Consider the following 21,026-nt stretch of genomic DNA (forward strand, 5'->3'; position numbering starts at 1 on the left):
ATACATTCTATGTCTGCACAACCCATTTATTTCTGTGCTTAAATTAGTTTAAAGTTGCTCTGCTGCTATATCAAAAAATAGTATAAGTATTGCAAAATAATGAAAAACTTACATTAAACTTAACAATAAAATCAAAAATTTCTATTTATACTAAAAACAATTAGTTAATCAAGTTTTTTTCAAGAATTGTTTTGGATTTAACGTCAAAATATATGATTGAAAAAATGATGTTAAGAAACATTAAATTAAAAACAAAATTTAACTTAATTCTCCTGCTAGTTTTTATCTGCGGTGTATCGATTGGTGGATTTGCTTTATCGCAAGTGCTTCAGCAAAGAGCGCAAGATGAAGTAACTTCAAAAGCCTTAGCTTTGATAGAAACAATGACAGCAGTGAGAAACTATACAAGCACTCATATTAACCCGCTTTTAGCACCTAAATTAGAAACTGAATCAGAGTTTATAGCAGAAACAGTACCAGCATACTCAGCAACAGAGGTTTTTCAAAATTTCCGTAAAAATGAAGGTTACAAAAACTTTTTTTACAAAGAAGCAACCCTAAATCCAACTAACTTGCGAGATAAAGCTGATACGTTTGAAGCAAAAATTGTCGAGCGTTTTCGTCAACAATCAGCAATTAAAGAAATTTCCGATTTTCGTAGCTTACCAAATGGAAGAGTATTATATATCGCTAGACCTCTTGCTATAACAAAAGAGAGTTGCTTGCGTTGCCATAGTAACCCCAAATTAGCTCCTAAAAGTCAACTAGCAACCTACGGAACTGAAAATGGATTTGGTTGGAAGCTCAATGAAATTGTTGCGGCTCAAATAATTTCTGTTCCCGCTGAAGAAGTTTTTGCTAGTGTCAAGCAATCCTTATCATTAGTAATATTAATTTTAATTGGCATCTTTGCTTTAGTTATTTTGATAATTAATTTATTGCTAAATCGCAGTGTAATTCAGCCACTTAGAAAGATGGCTCACTTAGCAAAAGAAGTGAGTACAGGCAAAACAAGCGATGATTTTGAGCAAGTGTCTAATGATGAGATAGGTATTTTAGCAGCTTCATTCAATCGCATGAAATCTAGTTTAGAAATAGCAATGAGCATGATAGACAAATAAAGATAAAGTCAAGAAAGTAACCGCTGACGGAATTTAGCAGCTTTGTGAGAGTTAGGAATTTCTGCAGCTAAAAATTCTACAATTTCTACACGAGAAAATTGCGGATGAGACTTTACAGCTTTTTGGACAAGTAAAATACCGATTGGACCAATTAAATCAGTCAACTCTTGTTCGCATCGACGCAGAAAATTCTCATCAATAGTTTGAGATTTTGAATCAACTAATTTACTTCCACTAGCGCTAGGTTTAATAACTGGTTTGGAGACAGGAGGTTTTTGCAAGGAAGCTACTGCCATGCGCTGGAATTCAGAGCGTTGTTTTTGAGAAATATAAGGTAATAATTTTTCTATTAATTCCTCAGCACTAGCTACTTGCTTTACATATTTTTGCAATAATATAGGACTTATTGCTCCTACAAATTCTCTTAAAATTTCCTCAATCTGAGCATAGTTTTGTGAAGGCGAAGTTACTCCAGTAACTTCTGTTTGAGGTAAAAAAGTGACTGTATTAAGTGTATCTAGAGGTGTATCATCTGGCAAACTTTCTAAGTCTTTGAGGACTGCTATTGCTGACTGATAACGCTGTTCAAATGTAGGATGCGTCATTCGACTTATAATATCTGCTAGTTCTTTTCTAACTTGGATTAAATGCAACCAAAGTAATACTCCATTATGAGGATCTCGTTTGAGTTTACTAGGCAGTAATCCTGTTAATGCTTGAATAGCTACTATTCCTAGAGAATAAATATCACTATTTAACCTTGGTTGACCTGCAAGTTGCTCTAGAGGAGCATACTCAGTAGTACCAATGGCAATAGTAAGTGTTGTCAGTGCAACATTTCCTTGTTCTCTCAATACATGAGGTTGAATTTGTTTGACAGCACCAAAATCAATGAGAACAAATCTACCATCTTTCTTCCTTTTGATAATGTTGCTAGGTTTAATATCTCGATGGATAACACATTGCTCGTGAATAAAAATAAGAACTTTTAAAATATCTTTGAGTAGATGTATAACTTCAACTTCTGGCAAGCAGTTGTCTATAAAAAGTGTATCTTTAAAGCAATCTCCTTCAATAAATTCCTCTACTAAATAAAACTCTTCATGTTCTTCAAAGTAAGCTAATAACTGAGGAATCTGCTCGTGATGACCTAATTTTTCTAAAATTTCTGCCTCCATTTTGAATAAACGCCTAGCCATTTGCAAAAATTCTAAATCTTTAGAAATAGGCATCAGCTGTTTTACTACACAAAGGGGTAGTCCAGGACGATGAGTATCTTCAGCAATGTATGTTTTGCCAAATCCACCAGCGCCTAGTTCTCTAATAATTTTGTAACGTCCTTTTAATTCTTTACTTAACATATTGAAAGATATAATATTTTCTAGAATATAAGCTAGAAATTGGCTAGTCTAATACTTACTAAATAATATAACTAACTCTAGTAACTAACAGGATTAATGCAATAGTTATGTGAAGCGATCGCCCAAATCCAATAGCAAACTATACTTGAGTTGATACACAGCCAACGTGCAAACAAGACAATCTTCGCCTCGAATTACCAAGCTGTAAAACCAATTAGAGGGCGATTGATGTCGGCGAAAAAGCTAGTTAAGCTGCGCCAAAAGTTAAGAAACGTACAGATTTAACTATGTAACTAGCACAATCTCTAGGGGAAGTATTGTAAAACGACTTCCATGCAGAAGCTTTGTATTCATCATAGCGATCGCTTTTATCGGCATTTCTCTCCAACCAAGCTAAACGCACTGCATGACCGATTAGTACATCTAGTACAATATACTCAGCAATTTGTAAATTAGGATTGCCAAGCGCGATCGCAGCTAACTCCATCAAAGTCTCTACATTTACCTGCCTATACTCAGGCGCTTCAATCTTGTTTAGTAAATGCTCCACCTGCAAAGCAAAATTCTTCTCTCCTGGTGTCATTTCCGCCAAAATAGACTCGCTATCTAAGCGATTGCGGCGTTCTAACTTATCGCCGATAACTATACCCTTACAGTGCTTCAACAAGCGCCACACGCCCTGAAAAAAGTCTTTAGGAACGCGGTTCATCGAACCATCCCATTGCCTTTGTTGCTGCCAACCACCCGCAGGCGAAAACTGATTATCTTGTACTGGCAAAACTACCCAATCAATATCGCTTTCTGGTTGCGTAACGTGCAAAGATTCTTGTTGGCGCAACAACTGGTTCATTCCCTCATAGCCTACCAAAACTTGACGCAGCCGCATTTTGACTTCAAATGGCGAAAGTTGCATCAAACGTTCGTAAGCTTCATCTTGCGTTACGCCTAACTCACGGGCAAGAGCGCTAGTAATTAATAAAATTAGATAGCCTACCCGTAAAGTTAGTAAACCAGTAAATAAATGTGGTTCTGCTTGGATGAGTAAACCACAATAAATCAGGATTTCTTGAGTTAAAACGCGATCGCGTATATCTTCCCCGCAAAATTGGTCAATTTTCTCGACAATTTCCTGATTGGAAATCGGACGCGCGATAACTGAAGCAACGCTGTAAGACTTGCCCACAGCAATTTGCTTCCCGCGTACCAATATCCGCGTTACCAAATCGGACAAACTCACATCCACCATTTGCCGCAACCCAGCGGCTCTGCGTACCACCGCCCACACCTCTAAATTACCAGCTTTGGCATAAACTTCAGCTAATAAATCTGCGATCGCTACCTTGCACCCCGCACCGCCAAAACCAGTTACAAACTCCATCCCCTGCAACCGTTGCAATCTTTGTAACAACTCAATTTGCTCGTAGAGATTGTCAGAGGAGCGCAAAGAATCTAACAATACTTTGGGGTTAGTTTCCCGCTCTATCTGAAATTCTTGAGTATTGCCCAAAGGTTGAGTTTTATCGGCTTTGCCAGCTAAATAGTAATGTCTGGGTGTAGCATCTTGCAATGGCGACTGAGCAAATTCAAAATCATGCAAAAAATCTATCCGCTCAGTTGTAGCAATGAGCATTAATTGATTTAACCGCCCTAACTTTACCTTGACATTATTGCAAAGCCCGTCCTTGAGTTCTTGCATCAGTGCTAGCAAAGCATCTCTACCCGTATCCAACATCGTGTGAGTTAGTTCAAAAGTTAGGGTAGGACGACCTAATTCTCGCCAATGCTCTTGAATATAAGCTAATTCGCTTTTGAATTGAGCAACTAAAAAATGATAGTCAAGTGTTAAATAAAACTGCTGCAAGTCTAGAAAAGATGGTAAAAAAACAATCGTTTCGCCTCGGATGCGGAAGATTCTTGCCGCAATCAAACTTCTTAATCGCCTTACAGGGCGACCAGTTAAGCCTAATTTATCATTGCGTCCAATTTGCGTAAAAATTGTTGAGAGATCGCTTGATTGTCGTACTTGGATCGGTTCTACTTGTTTGGGTGTTTGCGTTTGGATGCCATAAACTTCGAGTTGTGCCTGTAAGTCTTCATCCTCAGCTAACAGGGCAATTTGGACTAACGGTTGGCGATCGCGTCCTACAGATAAATGCCTCCCCAATGGGTCAATATCTCCTACAGATAGTAACCCTTCACTGAGCATTTGCCCTAGTAAATACAATCCTTGCGCCCAAACTAAAGGAATATTTTCATTAGGTAAACGTGTTTGAGAATGAGGCGCTGCTTTTTCTACTTCAACATTTTCAGCAGGGACATAATACAGTTCTGGTAATAGCTGCAAACCATCTTGCTCGATTAGCAAAAGCTGCAAACGCTGTTTGTATTCATTGACTTGCTCTGTATTACCGCGAAAAATACCATCTAATAATAGATAAGTAAAAAACAAAGGCCATTCTGACTCAATATGCTCGAACTGTTTGAGTTCCCAAGGTTCGTAATGCAGGCGATGCGAATCTTCTAAAACAGTTTGATGTCCATCTCTTAAAAAGCGCTTGCAACCGTAACGCCCTTGAAGTTTATTAATAATGTCGCTTCTGGTACGTTCTACTAACTGAACATTTTCTACAGCAAACGCGGGAAAACCAATTACACTTAGTAGGGCTGCATCAATTTCTTTAGAGCCAGATTCTCTAGGCAATAAGTTTTCTAGCGTAATTCGAGCGCGGGCAATTTCATCAGGTAAAACGTGAATAACCGAGGCTTGAGAACCGCGTACGCCAAATAAATCGAGTCCAGCGATCGCTTCTAGGGCTGCTTTAGACATTCCGACTGAACTTGCATTGAGTTCGGAACTACCATGATTAATCTTATTTCCCCGCTCCCAAATGCCATAATCAGGCGTGCGATAAGCTCTACCAATGTAATAGACTAAGTTTTGAATAAAATTTACTTCATCAATCGTGTAGACAATTTGCAATCCCGAAGCCGTCATTTGGGCAAGCATTAAGAGCCAAATAGAAGTAGCATCAAGTTGCAAGTGTCCCCAATCGCCATCGCCGACTACAATATCGCCAGTTTGAGTATTGTATTTAGCGTGGAGAGCATCTTGTTGTGACTGACTGTGTTTGAATTGCTCGACTTTATTTGCTTGGCGCATCATCGCAAACAACAACCCGCGCATCAACTTAACTACGCTGTGTTCTAATTCATAGGTGCGTCCTTTATCTTCATCAATTTTGCGGTAAGCCAGCGCCAATCCCCACACCGCCAAAATGCTGTAAACATTGTCTCGTACCCAAGCATCGGTATAATCGCCGTGAGCAGTAATCGCCGTACTTGCAGGTAGCAATCCCGTAATGGGATTTTGACGGGCAAGAATAATGCTTTTAACTTGGTGGTAGTAGTAATCTAAGCGACTAGGGAAGTGGGCGGCTTTATCCATATTATTCAATCGATGACTAAGCGCATATCATGCAGAGTGCGACAAATCTAAGGCTTGAGCGAGTTTTTCTTCATCCCAGCCAGCTTGTATCAACGCATCAGCAACTGTTTGAGAAAGACACATCAACGCTGATTGAACTTCTTTCTCATCTAATTCTTTAACTGGAATATAGAATCCTACTATTTTACCGCGATGTTTGACTGAGATTGTTTCAGGAGTCACTTATCGTCACGATTTGACTCCCGTTGTGCCGTCTTCCGTACCAAACCCAGAAATGCGCTGATGACTGGAGAGGAATCATGCTGCCGCCAAGCTAGATAAAGTCCGGTTTTAGGAATTTGTTCTTGTAAGGGTCTGTAAATGACTCCGCTTCTGTGGAAGTTTTGCAAGGAGGCGGGAACGATCGCAATGCCCATTCCTGCTGCAACTAAGCCGACGATTGTTTGCATCTGAACTGCCTCTTGAGCCACTTTCGGACGGAATCCAGCTTTTTGACAACTGTGAATAATCTGCTCGTAAAAGACGGGTCCCATTTTGGCAGGAAATAGGATAAATGATTCATCTGCCAATGTGGAGAGCGACAATTGAGTCTGGGTAGACAACCGATGGGTTTCTGGCAACGCTAAGACCAATGATTCTGGTAAAAGGCACTCCATACTCAAACCTGGTTCGCTGATGGCAGAACGAACAATGCCGATATCAATCTGTTTGTGATGCAGCGCTTGAATCTGCTCTTGCGTCGTTAGTTCATGCAATCGCAGTTCTACCACTGGAAACTGTTCTCGAAAGACCCTTAAAATCTCTGGTAGTAATGTATACATTGCAGAGTCAACAAAGCCGATCGCCAACCGTCCAACCTCACCCCGCCCGATCTGTTGGGTCGCTTCGATCGCCTGTTTAAGTTGCGCTAACACTCCATAGGAGCGCTCCAAAAAAACTTTGCCTGCTTCAGTTAAATGCACTTGCCGCTTCGTTCTCTCAAACAGCTTGACTTTGAGTTCCTCTTCCAAATCATGAATCTGCTGACTGAGCGGCGGTTGGGAAATGTGCAACCGCTGGGCTGCTCGACTAAAGTGTAGTTCCTCAGCCACCGCGATGAAGTAGTGCAAGTGTCGTAATTCCATCGTACTTATATGTATAACCTATTAATCTAAGTCATATATATATTGGACAGTTGCAAAGCTGTCTCCTACCGTAAGAAATATAAGACGCATCTCATCGTTTTCATATTGGAGAAAACAAATGAACTCAAACAAAAATTGTGTTGCTGCTAAAGTTTGGCTGATTACAGGATGTTCATCAGGGTTCGGACGTGCGCTAGCAGAAGCTGTGTTGAAGCAGGGCGACTACCTGCTGGCTACTGCTCGTGAACCAGAGCAACTTCAGGCTTTGATTGAAACATATCCAGAAACCGCAAAGCCTGTTCGTCTGGATGTAACATCATCTCAAGACATACAAGCAGCAGTTGATACAGCGATCGCCACATTTGGTCGAATTGATGTGCTGGTCAACAATGCGGGTCATGGACTCATTGCCGCACTCGAAGAAGTCAGTGATGTTGAAATTCACCAATTTTTTGAAACTAACTTTTTTGGGGCACTGCGTCTGATGTGCACAGTCTTGCCTGTGATGCGTCAGCAAGGCAACGGTCACATTGTGAATATGTCATCCACAGCAGGATTAGTAGGATTTGGGGGAAGCAGCCTCTACTGTGGCTCTAAATTTGCTCTAGAAGGCACGTCTGAAGCCTTGGCTAAGGAGGTTGAATCTTTTGGAATTAAAGTGACTTTAATTGAACCTGGGGCATTTCGCACAGATTTTAACGGACGCTCTCTGGCAGCCGCCGAGCAATCTATTGATGCCTATGCACCAGTGAGTTGTGCGTCATTGCAGTGGTTCAAAGAGATGGATGGTCAGCAACCTGGCGATCCAGCAAAAGCGGCGCAAGCCATTATTCAAGCTGTGGAAAGTCCTCATCCACCAATGCGACTAGCATTAGGCTCCGATGCCATGAGCCTGATTCAGAAAAAACTGGAATGGGTCAAAACTGATTTGGATGCTTGGCAGCAGGTTACTGTAAGTACAGATTATACAGATAGTAACAACTGAGGCGATCGTTAGGGAGCTAAAGTCTGAGCAAGCCATGAGACAGTGCATATGTCCACCAAAGTTCAGAATCTAAGTCAGGAGAAAGTTCAGTTTTAGGAACAACTCAACGGTTCCGCACAAAGCCGAAGTCGATTGATGTAACGGAGAGTTAATTGTAAAAACGGCATAACAACACAGTAGGAGCAGACAGTTGATAGTCTTTTCGTCTATTGCTGTGGTCGATCTGCTGCCGCTCAATCGGAACGTTATTCTTAATCGTTCTATGGTACGAGTTCAAAGTGAATCTATAGAAGGAGTCGATTAATGAATATTCAACTCGATCGAAGGCTAGGCAAAATTTGGATGCAAGTAGAACAACGATTAAAGTTTGACTTAGACGAAATAGAAAATTTTAGAAAGGCAGCAGTCAAAGCTAGAAATTTTGACGATTTACCTCAAAGTTATAGAAATTTAGTCTTAGAGATTGAAGGTGGAGCGAAAGAAGCTGCCTAAGAAACAGATAATTATCAATATTATGGATTGAAAGTGAACGCGATCGCCAATTGCAACATTCCATAGCTAGAGCCAAGATTAACTTAGACCAAATGAGCCGCGATGAGATTGCTGCGCTTGTTGAGAATGTCTCATCTAAAGCTAGCCAATATATTGGCAATAAATCACAAGGTGACTGGTTCTTAAAGCAATTAGTTCGCGCTCAAGGGTTCGATGGACTACCACATATTGTTACCAAGCAAGATTTGAAGAAGATCGCGAAAATTATCTCATATCATAAGTTGCTTGAGGAGCAAGATAAAGATTTTCTCAAAGCACTTCTTGAGCTAAAAGAGCCAAGTCACTATGCTGCTTTTAAAGGTTACGATGTGATTGATTTAGGAGCAACTAAAAATCAACCTAAATACATGGTTATTCTTAATCGCACTGCACTACGGGCTCAAGACGAATCAATAGCAGGAGTAGAACAATGAATACTAAGTTAGACAGAAGATTAGGTATGATTTGGGACACGGTAAAAGAGAGATTGGGCAAAGAGGAAACTAATAAGTTTTTAGACTTAGTAATTAAACCCAAAGACTTTGACGATCTACCTCAAAGGTTACAGGGACTTAGTATTAGAAATTGAAGGTGGCGCGAAAGAAAATGCTGCCTAAGAAATTAAGCTAAAGATAATTGTCAATATTTTAAAAGTAAACGCGCTCGCATTCGCCACATGACCCAATCAGAAAATAGTTGATAATCTAAGATGGGGATGTATAGTTAACGGTGCAGTTGAAAACCTCTAAGGACGAAAATTAGTTAGGGGCGATAGCAGGAAATTGAGGATTGAAACAAGCGATCGCACGAGCTACTCTTCTAGTTTATTTTCTTTAATCTTGGCACTTATAATTTCTTCTCCCTGTTTTAGTCCTTCTGCATTATGGGGAAAAGAGTACCAAGTAGCTGTCTCATCAGGAGAGCGCCTGTTAACGAATAGTTCGCGAATTGCCTCATCATCACTGCGATGCTCCTTAATATAGGCACGCAATTCGCTGTTAGTCATTTCTTTAAAGTTAACGTTCAAATGAACCTCCATTGCCCAGCAGGAGAAATTACTATTTGAATATCACCTGCCGTTAAGATATATATCTCCTTTGTACTTGCCTCATAGCGAAACACAACTATATCTCGATATAAATTTGAGAGCATTTGGCAGACAAACACGCACTCAAGAGCTTGTGCTACGGTAGGCATTCTATCAGCGCCTTTACTATCATCACACTATTTCCTAGTCTTTGGGCTAACAAAGGATTTGAATCTAGCTAGTTATAACAGAAAATTGAGGATGGAAACGATTTACTATCATGAATTAAGTAACCGCGATCGCATTCCCCTATGACCCAAGTAGAAAACACAATCAAACTCGACCAATTTCTCAAATGGGTAGGAGTAGCACCAACAGGCGGACAAGCCAAGCTGCTAATTCAAGATGGCGAGGTTCTAGTTAATGGCGTAGTTGAAACCCGTCGAGGACGCAAATTAGTTACAGGCGATCGCGTTACTGTAGGTAAAGAAGATTTTATTGTTAAGTTAGATAGTTACTAAATACTTCATCCTTTCTGTGGATGCACAATTGAGCGCAGATAACACCCTTAGTAATAGAGCAGTAGTAGGGGCGATCGCGCTTGATGGATTTTTTAGAGCGAATTAGTGACACTATCTGGGAAATTCCCGTTTCATACAAAGAAGGAATGCGAGTACCTGCGCGGATTTATGGCTCGCAGCAACTAATCCGAGAAATGGATGCAGGTGTATTTGACCAAGTAACCAACGTGGCAACTTTGCCAGGAATTACCAAATACGCTCTATGTATGCCCGACGGACACTTTGGCTACGGCTTTCCTATTGGTGGCGTAGCCGCGATGGATATAGAAAATGGTGGTGTAATTTCTCCTGGTGGTATCGGTTTTGATATTAATTGCGGTATGCGTTTAGTAGTGACAAACCTTACCTACAAAGAAGTCAAGCCGCATATCAAGCAACTTGTAGACAATCTCTACAAACAAATTCCCGCAGGTGTGGGGAGTAAAGGCTTTGTTGATATTTCTCGTAACGAGTTTCGGCGCGTAGTCGAACAAGGCGCTCAGTGGTGTGTCCGTAACGATTACGGTTGGGAAGAAGATTTAGAACTAATAGAAGAAAATGGCTGCTTTGCAGGCGCAGATGCTAGCAAAATTAGCGATCGCGCGATCGACCGAGGCGCTAACCAAATTGGTACTCTAGGATCGGGCAACCATTACCTAGAAGTGCAAGTTGCCAAAAAAGAACATATTTTTGACCCAGAAATCGCCGAAACTTTTGGCATTACGATGCCAGATCAAGTTGTAATTATGTTTCACTGTGGTAGTCGCGGATTTGGGCATCAAGTAGCAACAGACTACCTGCAAACATTTCTCAAAGTCATGGATAGCAAGTATGGCATCAAAATCCTAGATCGCGAACTAGCTTGCGCTCCTTTTAATTCACCTGAAGGTCAAGCTTACTTTGCCGCCATGAAGTGCGGTATTAATATGTCATTTGCCAACCGCCAAGTTATTTTGCACCGCATTAGAGAAGTATTTGCGCGTGTTTTTGGGCGTTCGGCGCGAGATTTGGGCATGAATATGGTTTATGACGTTGCCCACAATACAGCCAAGCTAGAACAGCATAAAGTAGATGGAAAAGAGCGAAGTCTTTTAGTCCACCGCAAAGGCTCAACTCGCGCCTTTGGTCCGCATATGACAGATGTACCCAAGCAGTACCAAGCAGTAGGACAACCTGTAATTATCGGTGGCAGCATGGAAACAGGCTCTTATTTGCTAGCTGGTGTAGAAACGGGTGCAGAAACGTTTTTTAGTACAGCACACGGTAGCGGACGCACGATGAGCCGCACAAAAGCTAGAAAAACTTGGCGCGGCGAACAACTGCAAAAAGATATGGCAGCAAAAGGTATCTACGTTCGCAGTACATCTTGGTCTGGTTTAGCCGAAGAAGCAGGCGCAGCATATAAAAATATAGACGATGTAATTGCAGCTACCGAGTTAGCAGGGCTGTGTAAACGAGTAGTGCGGCTAACTCCGATTGGCAATATCAAAGGATAACTGGAAAAAATGCAAGTACGCACGCCACTTACATTAATTACAGGAGCCTTGGGCAGCGGCAAGACTACGTTGCTACGGTATATATTAGCTACAGTTAATCGCAAAATTGCCATTTTGATGAACGAATTTGGCGAAATTTCCATTGATAGCAAGATTGTTGCTGGAAAAAACGTGCAAATGGCAGATCTCGGCGGCGGTTGCGTTTGCTGTTCGCTATTAGGTGAATTTGAAGCAGCAGTCAACGAAATTATCGAGACAGTCGCACCAGATATTATTGTTGTAGAAACAACAGGATTAGCCGAACCTGATGCTTTAGTATTTGATATTCAAGAAAGCATCCCGATTGTACGGCTAGATGGAGTGATTGCAGTCGTTGATGCCGATGCAATGGTGAGATATCCGCTAATCGGACATACCGAGCGCATCCAAATCGCCGCTGTCGATATAATTTTGCTTAATAAAGTCGATTTAGTAACTGAGCAACAGTTGTACGCGATCGCAACTAAGTTAGGACAAATCAACGAAGTTGCCCAAATCATCTCCACCCAACGTTGCCAAATTGACCCAGATTTATTATTTGGCATTGGGCGCACAGAAGCAACAATTAAACCGCCTCACCACGTCCACCAACCGCAATATACATCATTTGCTTACACGACATCGGCAACTTTAACTCGTGACTGTTTTGCAGAATTTGCCGATAATTTAGGCGAAGATGTCACCCGCGCCAAAGGATTTGTGCGTTTTCCTGAAAATACTTACTTATTTAACTTTGTTGCAGGGCGGTGGGATTTAGAAGAATTTACTAGCGAACAAACAGAGCTAGTATTTATTGGTAAGAAAATCGGCGATCGCCAAACTGAGATCGTCAATCGTCTCAAATCCTGCGAACAATAGTATTATGCCTTACGAGTATTTGGAAGATATAGCGATCGCCGATATTGCCTTTCACGCTTGGGGTAAGGATTTAGCTGAATTATTTCAAGCTGCGGGTGATGCTGTTATTAATACGATGATTGAAAATATAGCAGAAATTGCTCCCCAAACTAGTCGCACTTTCAATTTAGAAAATGAGGCGCTAGATATGCTGTTGTTCAACTTTTTAGAAGAATTTATCTACTACAAAGACAGCGAACAATTGTTACTTAGAGCGCAGCAAGTGCAAATCGACAACAAAGACGGTAATTATTACCTAACAGCGATGACTTATGGAGAAACTATCAATCCAGAACGACATCAGCAAAGAGTAGATGTAAAAGCAGTCACGCTTCACCGTTTTGAGTTAGAAAAAATAGAGGATGGTTGGACGGCAAGGGTAATTTTAGATATTTAGAGCAAATATGCTACAAATTGACGGATCTTATGGTGAAGGCGGAGGGCAAATTCTGCGTACCAGTCTGAGTTTAGCAGCTATTACCGGACAACCGATTGCGATCGCTAACATCCGCGCCAATCGCAGTAAACCAGGACTCGCAATTCAACACCTTACCGCAGTCCGCGCCGCCGCTGCAATTTGTCAGGCGCAGGTAAAAGGTGATGCAGTTGGCTCGATGCAGTTAGAGTTTATCCCTACTTGCAGAGCGATCGCAGGTTCTTATATTTTTGATGTTGCCCAAACTACAGGCGCAGGTTCAGCAGGCGCAATTATGCTAGTTTTGCAAACTATTTTGCTTCCCTTAGCACTAGCAAAAGGCAACTCAGTAGTAACCCTCAAAGGTGGAACTCACGTTCCTTGGAGTCCGCCAGCAACATATATAGAATTAGTTTATTTACCAATCCTGCTGCAAATGGGCGTACAAGCTCAAATGCAAGTAAAGTCTTGGGGTTGGTATCCTCAAGGTAATGGAGAAGTAGAGTTAATTATATCTGGGCAATCTACACCGTTAAAAAGCTTGCATCTAGTAGAACGGGGAAACTTGCAAGCAGTAAAGGGATTAGCAGTAGCGACACAATTACCCGCACATATTCCGCAGCGTATGGTAAGTAGAGCCGAAAATTTACTTAGGGAAGCTAAAATTAAAACTGATATCCAGCCTGGAAAAATGCGGGGAATAGCACCAGGCGCGGGAATTACTCTAGTGGCTGAGTACGAGCATAGTTTAGCTGGTTTTAGTGCTTTAGGAAAACTTGGACTAGCAGCCGAGAAAGTTGCAGAAATGGCAGTAGAAGAATTATTAGCTTTTGATAGCACAGGTGCGCCTGTAGAAGAACATTTAGCAGATCAATTACTTTTACCAGCAGCATTAGCTACAGCAGCAAGCGAGTATAGAGTTGCTGAAGTTAGTACCCATCTGACAACAAACGCTTGGGTAATCGAGCAATTTGGAATAGCTAAAATTGCGATCGCACCTGACACCAAGATAGTAACAATTTCACCTACCGGGATATCATAAAGCTTATGACTTTATAGGTGTTATGCAATTAAGACAAATTACCGGATTATTGCTGGCAAGTACGCTAACTTTAGGCATCGCTACAGCCCAACAGCAATCTAACGTGCAAGCCCAATTACAACCGCAACAACGCATCTCAGACGTACCTTATGTACCAACACCTAATGTAGTGGTACAAGCAATGTTGAAACTAGCCAACGTATCCGGTAAAGATGTCGTCTACGATCTTGGTAGCGGTGATGGGAGAATTCCAATCGCTGCTGCTCAAATTGGTGCTAGTGCAGTAGGCATAGAAATCAACCCCAAATTAGTCCAGCAATGCCAAGAAAATGCTAAAAAAGCAGGAGTAAGCGATCGCGTTCAATGCTTGCAACAAGACTTATTTCAAACCGATCTCAGCAAAGCTACAGTCGTCACTCTCTACCTGCTACCAGAAATTAATCAAAAACTATACCCTAAGCTATTAAAAGAACTAAAACCAGGAACGCGCATTATCTCTCACGCCTTCGATATGGGCGATAAATGGAAAAGCGATCGCGTTGTGTACGTTCAAGGACCAAAGCACCAGCATATTTTGTATTATTGGGTAGTTAAATAAAGGAGCGCAATGCATTGCGCCCTTATAAAAGTTTGAATTTTTAAATTCAAAGAGCGATGATTCTGCTGCATCTAGCCTATAGACTTTAAATTGATACCTCAGCAACGGCAAATATCATGACACAAACAATTGCGATCGATAACAGTCAAAAGCTGCAACTTGCACCTCTAGATATCCCCAACCGCTTGCTGCTAGGTCCAGGACCCTCTAACGCGCATCCAGCGGTCTTAGAAGCCATGAATACACCACCTGTTGGGCATCTAGATCCAGCCTTTCTGGGACTTATGGATGAAATTCAGTCATTGCTGCGTTATACATGGCAAACCCAAAATCAGTTAACTATTGCTGTTAGCGGTACGGGAACGGCTGCAATGGAAGCAACGATCGCAAATTCTGTTGAACCTGGCGATGTAGTATTAATTGGCGTAGCTGGTTATTTTGGCAATCGCTTGGTAGATATGGCAGGTAGATACGGCGCAGATGTCCGCACTATTACCAAGCCTTGGGGACAAGTATTTAGTTTAAGCGAACTAAGAACAGCTTTAGAAACTCATCGCCCAGCTATATTAGCTTTAGTTCATGCTGAAACTTCCACTGGCGCAAGACAGCCTATAGATGGTGTTGGTGACTTGTGTCGGGAATTTGGCTGTTTGTTATTACTCGATACAGTTACAAGTTTGGGTGGCGTGCCGATATTTTTAGATACTTGGGGAGTAGATTTAGCTTATAGTTGCAGCCAAAAAGGATTAGGCTGTCCTCCTGGTGCTTCTCCTTTTACAATGAGTCAAAGGGCGGTGGAGAAGTTGCAACAGCGCAAGACTAAGGTTGCTAACTGGTACTTGGATATGAATTTGCTGGGTAAATATTGGGGAAGCGATCGCATTTATCACCATACTGCACCGATTAACTTATACTATGCGCTGCGGGAAGCTTTGCGCTTGTTAGCCCAAGAAGGAATAGAAAATTCCTGGCAGCGCCATCAAAAGAATGTAGAGTATCTGTGGGCAGGGTTAGAAGATATCGGCTTAAAATTGCACGTTCAGCAAGAGTTTCGTTTACCTACTTTAACTACAGTCTGCATTCCCGATGGTGTAGATGGTAAAGCGATCGCCAAGATATTATTGAACGATTACAACATTGAAGTTGGCGGCGGTTTAGGCGAACTAGCTGGTAAAGTTTGGCGCGTAGGTTTGATGGGTTTTAATAGCCGCACAGAAAGCGTAGATAGGCTTTTAGAAGTATTGCCACAGGTTTTATCTAAGTAATAACGTCATACCTCATGCAACTGCAAATCCTGTGTGAGGTCTTACTGCTGGTTCGTAAAATCCTAAAACAATATCTGTTTTAGGAATACCAGCTTCAAGTAATTCATTAGTAACACCGTATTCAGTGCCATCTCTTTGCACCCAAACTTTACCATCAATAATATCTATGTGAATTAAACAGCCGTGAATTCGTCCTTGCTTACTCCAACCAGTAGAGACGATTAAATAGCGATCGCTTGCCAAGTCAAACACCGTTTTATTTTCAATGTCTGCATTTGCATAGGAAATATTAACGTAAGGTTTTAAGGTTTCTTGAATTATATTACGGTAGTTTTTTAACTTATCCATCTTACAATTGTCTCCTCATCAGCATCAACAACAATTAATTTAATCAGCTTTTTATCTAATAAAATCTTCCCAACTAATTCTTCAAATAGTTTATTATAAATACTTGTACGAATAGCTAAAAATAATTCTCGTTTTTGTTCAGTTACTTATAGTACATTTTTGTAAAAAATATATTACCCTAAAGCATTTTTTAAATCCTCGACTTCAGATACACCTATAAAACCTATTTTGAATTTATAAGAAGTTCATTAGAGTTCTCCTTTTAAAACTTTTAAATTGCTAGCATTAGTTGTTAGGGTAAGTAATCTTCTAGAGATGCATAAATTAGTAAAGAATACAGGTAGATAAAGTTGTTACTAACTTTAAGAAACGCTAATTCCGTATCAATAATATGCCATGAGCTAGAGTAACATAATCGACAACTAGCTAGACACGCTCATGCTAGCCGATGCTTTTAGTGGTTTGTTGATTTTGGCTTTGCATAAATTGTATAACGGGAATCAGTAGAAATGTGGCGAACCATCCCCAAGGATGAATCAAAGCACCTGCGATCGCTAGCAAAGAGATCGACGGTTCGACATAACTTTCCTGACGAATTTGGCGAATGGTTTGAGCGTCTAGATCGGGAGCGACAAGTCGTCGCTCTTGAGTAGCATATATCCAGGTTACTGATGAAAATAAGCCAATGCTAGCTGCTGTTAAACTATAAAATACTTGAACTGCAAAAACAGAGTCATAATAATTGGACAAAGCATTGGCATAAGGCATTAACACCACAAAGAGTAAGGAAAAGAGCGTTAGCCAGAGATGAATTGTATCGGTACTTTTATAGTACTTAAACTGATTGAGATGAGTAGTCCAATAAGATGCGATAATAATAAAAGTCAGCGCATAAACACCAAGATCTGGAATTTGTGTTTGCAGAAATTGAGTCACTTCCTGTGGTGTCATTTTCGCGGTAGGAAATGAGTCAAATGTTAGTGCCATTAGGGTCATCGCAACAGCAAAAATCAGATCGCTAAGACGAGCAAGACGATGAATCGGTATCGGGAAGGTATCCATAGTAATCTTGTTGGTGTATAGAACCCTTTTGGGATATTTTTGAGATAGGCTAAAATCAAAAATAAATGACGTACTCCAGTAGCTTAATGGATAAAGAGTAGGAAATCATTTTCTCGATATTTTTCTAGCTTATCCATTGGATAATCCCCAGAATTTATTGCTAATAAAGACAATTTACTGTAAAACGATCGCTTATTGCGACAAAAAGCCTGTAAATAGTAGCGGTAAGAATATCAGCGCAATTGCAAGCAACAGCAAGGTTCCTGGATCTATATCAATGGTGTTTTTTTCGGGATCGCTCATTTTACACCTCTTCAACCTTCTATTTCTTCCAGGGTAGCTTAGTACCCATCTCAGTTACGGCTGAGAAAATTAAATACACAATTAGTAAGCCAGCACCCAAAAGAAAAGCTAATAAATCGTTATCCATATGCGATCGCGCGCCATACTCCGCTAATATTAACGCCAAAAGGCGCGATCGCTTTAGGAATGTGGCATGAGGAAATTGTACTTTTTGGTTCCTGGTACTGGTGGTAAATTCGCCTGTGGTGGTTTGTGGGCGGAGTTAAAGACGCTTAATCTAGCAAAACAAATTTGTCCGTCAGATGTCGTTACGTACCGTCAAAGGGAAAAAGATACGCTGTTTCTCGATGACATTCTCCAACAGCAAAATCTTGACGATACAATTTTTGTCATTAGTTGGGGGTTTGATGTTGCCAAGCTTGCTACAAAATTACAACCTTATAACGTCGTCTACCACGCCCACAGTTCGGGCTATGGGTTCAAACTACCTGCAAGTATTCCCATCATCACTGTTAGCCGCAATACAATGGGCTATTGGGGACAAATGTCGCCTAATTCCCTAATTTATTACTTACCTAACCAAATCTCTGAGGAGTTTTCCAACCTCCACCTCAATCGAGATATTGATGTTTTGGTACAAAAGCGTAAATCTTCAGAGTATCTAATTACGCAACTAATCCCAGCGTTGCAAAAGCGCTGTAATGTATTTGTGGTTGATTCCTATGTAGAAGACTTAGCAAAGTTATTCAATCGCGCCAAAGTTTATCTTTACGATTCTGCAGAATATTGGGCGCTGCAAAGAGTTAGCGAAGGATTTGGATTGCAACCGATGGAAGCTATGGCTTGCGGTTGTCAAGTTTTTTCTAGTATTAATGGTGGATTATCTGATTATTTAGATCCTGGATTTAATTGCTACAAAATTGCTGGATATGCTAGGGAATATGATGTACAACGGATAATGAAGGTAGTGGAAAGTGAAAAAGCGATCGCATTACCAGAACAGTTTTTTGCTGAGTACTGCACTGTTAATATTACGCAGCGTTTGCGGGTAATTTTAGCGGATATCAATAGCTTTTTTGATAGCAAGCAACATTACTCAGGTAATATTGAAAGCTTAACTAGAATGCGGATGATGAAGTTGTTTGCGCAGAAGGTGACTAAGAAGTTAAGGAAAGAACGCAGATGAACGCGGATAAACGCAGATGATTTAGTGCGATCGCTATTTACTTGGTTTCAATGCTTTGGTAGGTTCTACTCTTGTACCGTAAAGCTCAACAAATCTTCTAAACAACCACATTGTTTTGCGTTCTGAGTTTTTACCCGAACTAAACAAACGCTCTTTATTAATTGTGGCTAGTTGTTGTAAGTATGGTAAGTCTTCAACCAGTGTTAAACAAGCAGCAAAATGAAAGAGAATCTGTAATATTGGTCTAGACCATTGCAAATCGGTGTAAATGTCTATAAAGAATTTATGCTCTTTGTCATTTAGAGGTAGAGCATTGAACATGACGATAATATTCTTGTCATTGTAGACAGGAATTTTCAACTCTACAGTATAAGGAGTATGCAATGTTAACCCTGCTTCAACTATCGGCTGTCGCCAAATTCTTAACGCATTCACTGGAGAATCCAACACTGTTTGGAACTTAACCATTCCACCTATATCTGTCGCATGAATGTAGTTTACATCAATAACTTTCAAGTTATTTAAACTAAAGTTATGCACGTTTTCCAAATGTTTCAAATTTAACAAATGGTATATTTGGCAAATATAAGGAACTGGCAAAATATATTCTTGGCTAATCTTATGTTGGTTTTGCAGTTCCAGCATTCTATTTCTAATAGTATTTAAATATACTTTATTTGGCTGTAAATGTATATCTTGCCAATAATTTTCTATTTCTACTAAATTGCTATTATTCCAACTTTCTTCAGGTTTTAAATATAGCCAACTAATAAATAGAAACGCTGCGGTTATAATTTGAAACATCTCTGCTGCTGATATATACCCATCAGCAAAAGAAGCAACACCTCTATCTGCAATTCCTACAACCCAAGATGGAATTCCTAAACTCCAGATGCCATTCTTTATTTTAGTTATAAGTAACGATGCTTCTATATAGCGATCGCCTACATTTTCTGTATTATTAGTTTTAACTAAATTAATAGACATAGCATTAATTAAACGTGCTTATTACTCGTAAATAAAGCAGCATAATGTACTAACAAATTAGCTAGTTAGAATAGTAAATATACTTTTGCGCTTATATTTAAATAGTAACGTTACATTTTGTTACTATCCTCTCTCTTTGGGAGGGAAAAATATGTATTAAAGTCAACATTAGGAATAAATACTAAAGCAAAGTAGGAAAAATTTTGTAGTTAATGATGCAAGTTGGAAAAAAAACAAAAAGTAGGGTGTGTTACGAACAACGCACCCCCGCCAATGCTTCTAAACTTCTAATACAAGCTTGCCATAAATACCTTCACCGCCTTGTTGCAGCTTTTGATGTGCCTGAGCAACTTGCTCTAAAGGTAAAATCATGCCTACAACTGGCTTAATTTGTCCTCGTTCAATAACCATTCTTAGCGCCTCCATTTTTGGGCGCGGGTTATCTAAATGGACAAAATGAACGCTAATATTTTTCCTAATTGCAAAATTCAAATCCCCTTCAACACCAGTAACAGTTACAGCCCGCCCATCATTTTTAGTGACTTGCAAGCTGTCAGTTAAAACTTTGCCCATCACAGTGCTAAAACTAACATCAACACCTTTACCACCTGTTTCCTGTTGAATAATATCGATGTAGTTTTCATTGCGGTAATCAATTGCTCTATCTGCACCAATAGACTTGACTAATTTAATATCGTAACCGCCACAAGTAGCATAAACATATGCCCCAGCAGCTTTAGCAATTTGAACGGCAAACGAGCCTACACCGCCAGCACCGCCATGTATTAGCACCGTTTCACCCAGCCGAATATCCGCCTTATCAATTAGCGCCGCCCACGCCGTACCACCCGCTACAGGCACGCTAGCAGCCTCTTGGTGCGATAAATTTGCAGGCTTTTTAGCAACAATAGATTCGTGGGCGACATGATACTGGGCATTACCACCTGCACCCGCAAAGATTTCTATCGGGTAAAATACTTCATCGCCGACCTGAAAATCTTGCACATCAGCGCCGACTGCTTCCACTACACCAGAAACATCATAGCCAAGAATAGCCGGAAGCGCGATCGCTCTGCCAAAAAATCCTTGACGTACCCCAATATCGGCAGGATTGACGGAGGTAGCACAAACTTTGACTAAAAGCTCATTTTTACCTGGTGTAGGCTTATCTACCTCGCGTTTGCTAAAGACTTCAGGACCTCCAAAAGCAGAGATAACCATAGCTTTCATAAAT

The 21,026-nt window shown here is 40.6% G+C and carries 23 protein-coding genes and 1 pseudogene; 13 read left to right on the forward strand and 11 right to left on the reverse strand.

Annotated features, from left to right (window positions below):
* Positions 1–227 precede the first annotated feature (227 nt).
* Complete coding sequence (locus UH38_RS18240) at positions 228–1,121, forward strand: c-type heme family protein (protein WP_200892508.1); 894 nt, start codon at positions 228–230, stop codon at positions 1,119–1,121.
* A gap of 8 nt (positions 1,122–1,129) precedes the next feature.
* On the opposite strand, the gene UH38_RS18245 is transcribed toward UH38_RS18240, so the two are convergent.
* The 4 genes from UH38_RS18245 to UH38_RS18260 all read right to left on the reverse strand — a co-directional run bounded on the left by UH38_RS18245 (position 1,130) and on the right by UH38_RS18260 (position 7,051).
* Complete coding sequence (locus UH38_RS18245) at positions 1,130–2,482, reverse strand: serine/threonine-protein kinase (protein ID WP_045056113.1); 1,353 nt, start codon at positions 2,480–2,482, stop codon at positions 1,130–1,132.
* A gap of 247 nt (positions 2,483–2,729) precedes the next feature.
* Positions 2,730–5,927: a glycoside hydrolase family 15 protein gene (locus UH38_RS18250; RefSeq protein ID WP_045056114.1), complete on the reverse strand. Its 3,198-nt coding sequence runs from the start codon at positions 5,925–5,927 to the stop codon at positions 2,730–2,732.
* A gap of 27 nt (positions 5,928–5,954) precedes the next feature.
* Positions 5,955–6,149 carry a hypothetical protein gene (locus UH38_RS18255; RefSeq protein WP_045056115.1) on the reverse strand — a complete coding sequence of 65 codons (195 nt, stop codon included), beginning with the start codon at positions 6,147–6,149 and terminating at the stop codon, positions 5,955–5,957.
* Entirely contained in the window at positions 6,146–7,051 is a 906-nt protein-coding gene (locus tag UH38_RS18260) for a LysR family transcriptional regulator (RefSeq protein WP_045056116.1), read from the reverse strand. Before UH38_RS18260 ends, UH38_RS18255 begins: the two co-directional genes overlap by 4 nt.
* Before the next feature lie 118 nt (positions 7,052–7,169).
* Here UH38_RS18260 and UH38_RS18265 point away from each other — a divergent pair, with 118 nt between their 5' ends.
* From UH38_RS18265 to UH38_RS26875, 4 genes are all read left to right on the forward strand, one after another.
* The gene (locus UH38_RS18265; RefSeq protein ID WP_045056117.1) at positions 7,170–8,036 is read left to right on the forward strand and encodes an oxidoreductase; all 867 of its coding nucleotides are present in this window, start codon (positions 7,170–7,172) and stop codon (positions 8,034–8,036) included.
* A gap of 303 nt (positions 8,037–8,339) precedes the next feature.
* On the forward strand, positions 8,340–8,528 hold the full coding sequence (locus UH38_RS18270) for a hypothetical protein (RefSeq protein WP_045056118.1): 189 nt from the start codon (positions 8,340–8,342) through the stop codon (positions 8,526–8,528).
* 50 nt (positions 8,529–8,578) lie between these two features.
* Positions 8,579–9,001 carry a hypothetical protein gene (locus tag UH38_RS18275; RefSeq protein ID WP_144405714.1) on the forward strand — a complete coding sequence of 141 codons (423 nt, stop codon included), beginning with the start codon at positions 8,579–8,581 and terminating at the stop codon, positions 8,999–9,001.
* On the forward strand, positions 8,998–9,156 hold the full coding sequence (locus UH38_RS26875) for a hypothetical protein (RefSeq protein WP_160295991.1): 159 nt from the start codon (positions 8,998–9,000) through the stop codon (positions 9,154–9,156). The genes UH38_RS18275 and UH38_RS26875 overlap by 4 nt, the downstream gene beginning before the upstream one ends.
* 222 nt (positions 9,157–9,378) lie before the next feature.
* Here UH38_RS26875 and UH38_RS18280 read toward each other — a convergent pair whose 3' ends face one another.
* On the reverse strand, positions 9,379–9,594 hold the full coding sequence (locus tag UH38_RS18280; RefSeq protein ID WP_235355340.1) for a DUF6887 family protein: 216 nt from the start codon (positions 9,592–9,594) through the stop codon (positions 9,379–9,381).
* Positions 9,591–9,764: a DUF6888 family protein gene (locus UH38_RS27380; RefSeq protein ID WP_200892507.1), complete on the reverse strand. Its 174-nt coding sequence runs from the start codon at positions 9,762–9,764 to the stop codon at positions 9,591–9,593. The genes UH38_RS18280 and UH38_RS27380 overlap by 4 nt, the downstream gene beginning before the upstream one ends.
* A gap of 141 nt (positions 9,765–9,905) precedes the next feature.
* Between UH38_RS27380 and UH38_RS18285 the strand changes: the two genes are divergently transcribed.
* The 7 genes from UH38_RS18285 to UH38_RS18315 all read left to right on the forward strand — a co-directional run bounded on the left by UH38_RS18285 (position 9,906) and on the right by UH38_RS18315 (position 15,906).
* Positions 9,906–10,115 (forward strand): RNA-binding S4 domain-containing protein, encoded by a 210-nt coding sequence (locus UH38_RS18285; RefSeq protein ID WP_045056121.1) that lies wholly within the window; start codon positions 9,906–9,908, stop codon positions 10,113–10,115.
* Between the two features lie 83 nt (positions 10,116–10,198).
* Positions 10,199–11,650 carry an RtcB family protein gene (locus UH38_RS18290; protein WP_045056122.1) on the forward strand — a complete coding sequence of 484 codons (1,452 nt, stop codon included), beginning with the start codon at positions 10,199–10,201 and terminating at the stop codon, positions 11,648–11,650.
* Positions 11,651–11,659: 9 nt separating this feature from the next.
* Positions 11,660–12,547 (forward strand): CobW family GTP-binding protein, encoded by an 888-nt coding sequence (locus tag UH38_RS18295; RefSeq protein WP_045056123.1) that lies wholly within the window; start codon positions 11,660–11,662, stop codon positions 12,545–12,547.
* Positions 12,548–12,551: 4 nt separating this feature from the next.
* The gene (locus UH38_RS18300) at positions 12,552–12,983 is read left to right on the forward strand and encodes an archease (RefSeq protein WP_045056124.1); all 432 of its coding nucleotides are present in this window, start codon (positions 12,552–12,554) and stop codon (positions 12,981–12,983) included.
* 7 nt (positions 12,984–12,990) lie between these two features.
* On the forward strand, positions 12,991–14,043 hold the full coding sequence (gene rtcA / locus UH38_RS18305) for an RNA 3'-terminal phosphate cyclase (protein WP_045056125.1): 1,053 nt from the start codon (positions 12,991–12,993) through the stop codon (positions 14,041–14,043).
* A 22-nt stretch (positions 14,044–14,065) separates the two neighbouring features.
* Positions 14,066–14,641: a methyltransferase domain-containing protein gene (locus tag UH38_RS18310; RefSeq protein ID WP_045056126.1), complete on the forward strand. Its 576-nt coding sequence runs from the start codon at positions 14,066–14,068 to the stop codon at positions 14,639–14,641.
* Positions 14,642–14,757: 116 nt separating this feature from the next.
* The gene (locus UH38_RS18315) at positions 14,758–15,906 is read left to right on the forward strand and encodes an alanine--glyoxylate aminotransferase family protein (RefSeq protein ID WP_045056127.1); all 1,149 of its coding nucleotides are present in this window, start codon (positions 14,758–14,760) and stop codon (positions 15,904–15,906) included.
* A gap of 12 nt (positions 15,907–15,918) precedes the next feature.
* Here UH38_RS18315 and UH38_RS18320 read toward each other — a convergent pair whose 3' ends face one another.
* From UH38_RS18320 to UH38_RS18325, 3 genes and pseudogenes are all read right to left on the reverse strand, one after another.
* Positions 15,919–16,254, reverse strand: coding sequence for a XisI protein (locus tag UH38_RS18320; RefSeq protein ID WP_045056128.1), 336 nt, complete (start codon positions 16,252–16,254; stop codon positions 15,919–15,921).
* Positions 16,242–16,385: pseudogene (locus UH38_RS28290) on the reverse strand (element excision factor XisH family protein); the annotation flags it as partial. The pseudogene UH38_RS28290 and the gene UH38_RS18320, both read right to left, overlap by 13 nt.
* A gap of 310 nt (positions 16,386–16,695) precedes the next feature.
* Positions 16,696–17,316: a TMEM175 family protein gene (locus tag UH38_RS18325; RefSeq protein WP_045056129.1), complete on the reverse strand. Its 621-nt coding sequence runs from the start codon at positions 17,314–17,316 to the stop codon at positions 16,696–16,698.
* 496 nt (positions 17,317–17,812) lie between these two features.
* On the opposite strand from UH38_RS18325, the gene UH38_RS18330 reads away from it, so the two are divergent.
* On the forward strand, positions 17,813–18,805 hold the full coding sequence (locus UH38_RS18330; protein WP_045056130.1) for a glycosyltransferase: 993 nt from the start codon (positions 17,813–17,815) through the stop codon (positions 18,803–18,805).
* A 33-nt stretch (positions 18,806–18,838) separates the two neighbouring features.
* Here UH38_RS18330 and UH38_RS18335 read toward each other — a convergent pair whose 3' ends face one another.
* On the reverse strand, positions 18,839–19,792 hold the full coding sequence (locus UH38_RS18335) for a hypothetical protein (RefSeq protein WP_045056131.1): 954 nt from the start codon (positions 19,790–19,792) through the stop codon (positions 18,839–18,841).
* Positions 19,793–20,071: 279 nt separating this feature from the next.
* The gene (locus tag UH38_RS18340) at positions 20,072–21,022 is read right to left on the reverse strand and encodes a zinc-binding dehydrogenase (RefSeq protein WP_045056132.1); all 951 of its coding nucleotides are present in this window, start codon (positions 21,020–21,022) and stop codon (positions 20,072–20,074) included.
* Between the last annotated feature and the right edge of the window lie 4 nt (positions 21,023–21,026).

The organism is Aliterella atlantica CENA595 (assembly GCF_000952155.1).
Taxonomy (GTDB): domain Bacteria; phylum Cyanobacteriota; class Cyanobacteriia; order Cyanobacteriales; family Chroococcidiopsidaceae; genus Aliterella; species Aliterella atlantica.

What these genes read in the sequence shown, in the direction of transcription:
- UH38_RS18240 (WP_200892508.1), top strand. Translation starts at nt 228, where the DNA reads ATGTTAAGAAACATTAAATTAAAAACAAAATTTAACTTAATTCTCCTG.
- UH38_RS18245 (WP_045056113.1), bottom strand. Translation starts at nt 2,482, where the DNA reads ATGTTAAGTAAAGAATTAAAAGGACGTTACAAAATTATTAGAGAACTA.
- UH38_RS18250 (WP_045056114.1), bottom strand. Translation starts at nt 5,927, where the DNA reads ATGGATAAAGCCGCCCACTTCCCTAGTCGCTTAGATTACTACTACCAC.
- UH38_RS18260 (WP_045056116.1), bottom strand. Translation starts at nt 7,051, where the DNA reads ATGGAATTACGACACTTGCACTACTTCATCGCGGTGGCTGAGGAACTA.
- UH38_RS18265 (WP_045056117.1), top strand. Translation starts at nt 7,170, where the DNA reads ATGAACTCAAACAAAAATTGTGTTGCTGCTAAAGTTTGGCTGATTACA.
- UH38_RS18270 (WP_045056118.1), top strand. Translation starts at nt 8,340, where the DNA reads ATGAATATTCAACTCGATCGAAGGCTAGGCAAAATTTGGATGCAAGTA.
- UH38_RS26875 (WP_160295991.1), top strand. Translation starts at nt 8,998, where the DNA reads ATGAATACTAAGTTAGACAGAAGATTAGGTATGATTTGGGACACGGTA.
- UH38_RS27380 (WP_200892507.1), bottom strand. Translation starts at nt 9,764, where the DNA reads ATGCCTACCGTAGCACAAGCTCTTGAGTGCGTGTTTGTCTGCCAAATG.
- UH38_RS18285 (WP_045056121.1), top strand. Translation starts at nt 9,906, where the DNA reads ATGACCCAAGTAGAAAACACAATCAAACTCGACCAATTTCTCAAATGG.
- UH38_RS18290 (WP_045056122.1), top strand. Translation starts at nt 10,199, where the DNA reads ATGGATTTTTTAGAGCGAATTAGTGACACTATCTGGGAAATTCCCGTT.
- UH38_RS18295 (WP_045056123.1), top strand. Translation starts at nt 11,660, where the DNA reads ATGCAAGTACGCACGCCACTTACATTAATTACAGGAGCCTTGGGCAGC.
- UH38_RS18300 (WP_045056124.1), top strand. Translation starts at nt 12,552, where the DNA reads ATGCCTTACGAGTATTTGGAAGATATAGCGATCGCCGATATTGCCTTT.
- rtcA (WP_045056125.1), top strand. Translation starts at nt 12,991, where the DNA reads ATGCTACAAATTGACGGATCTTATGGTGAAGGCGGAGGGCAAATTCTG.
- UH38_RS18310 (WP_045056126.1), top strand. Translation starts at nt 14,066, where the DNA reads ATGCAATTAAGACAAATTACCGGATTATTGCTGGCAAGTACGCTAACT.
- UH38_RS18315 (WP_045056127.1), top strand. Translation starts at nt 14,758, where the DNA reads ATGACACAAACAATTGCGATCGATAACAGTCAAAAGCTGCAACTTGCA.
- UH38_RS18320 (WP_045056128.1), bottom strand. Translation starts at nt 16,254, where the DNA reads ATGGATAAGTTAAAAAACTACCGTAATATAATTCAAGAAACCTTAAAA.
- UH38_RS18325 (WP_045056129.1), bottom strand. Translation starts at nt 17,316, where the DNA reads ATGGATACCTTCCCGATACCGATTCATCGTCTTGCTCGTCTTAGCGAT.
- UH38_RS18330 (WP_045056130.1), top strand. Translation starts at nt 17,813, where the DNA reads ATGAGGAAATTGTACTTTTTGGTTCCTGGTACTGGTGGTAAATTCGCC.
- UH38_RS18335 (WP_045056131.1), bottom strand. Translation starts at nt 19,792, where the DNA reads ATGTCTATTAATTTAGTTAAAACTAATAATACAGAAAATGTAGGCGAT.
- UH38_RS18340 (WP_045056132.1), bottom strand. Translation starts at nt 21,022, where the DNA reads ATGAAAGCTATGGTTATCTCTGCTTTTGGAGGTCCTGAAGTCTTTAGC.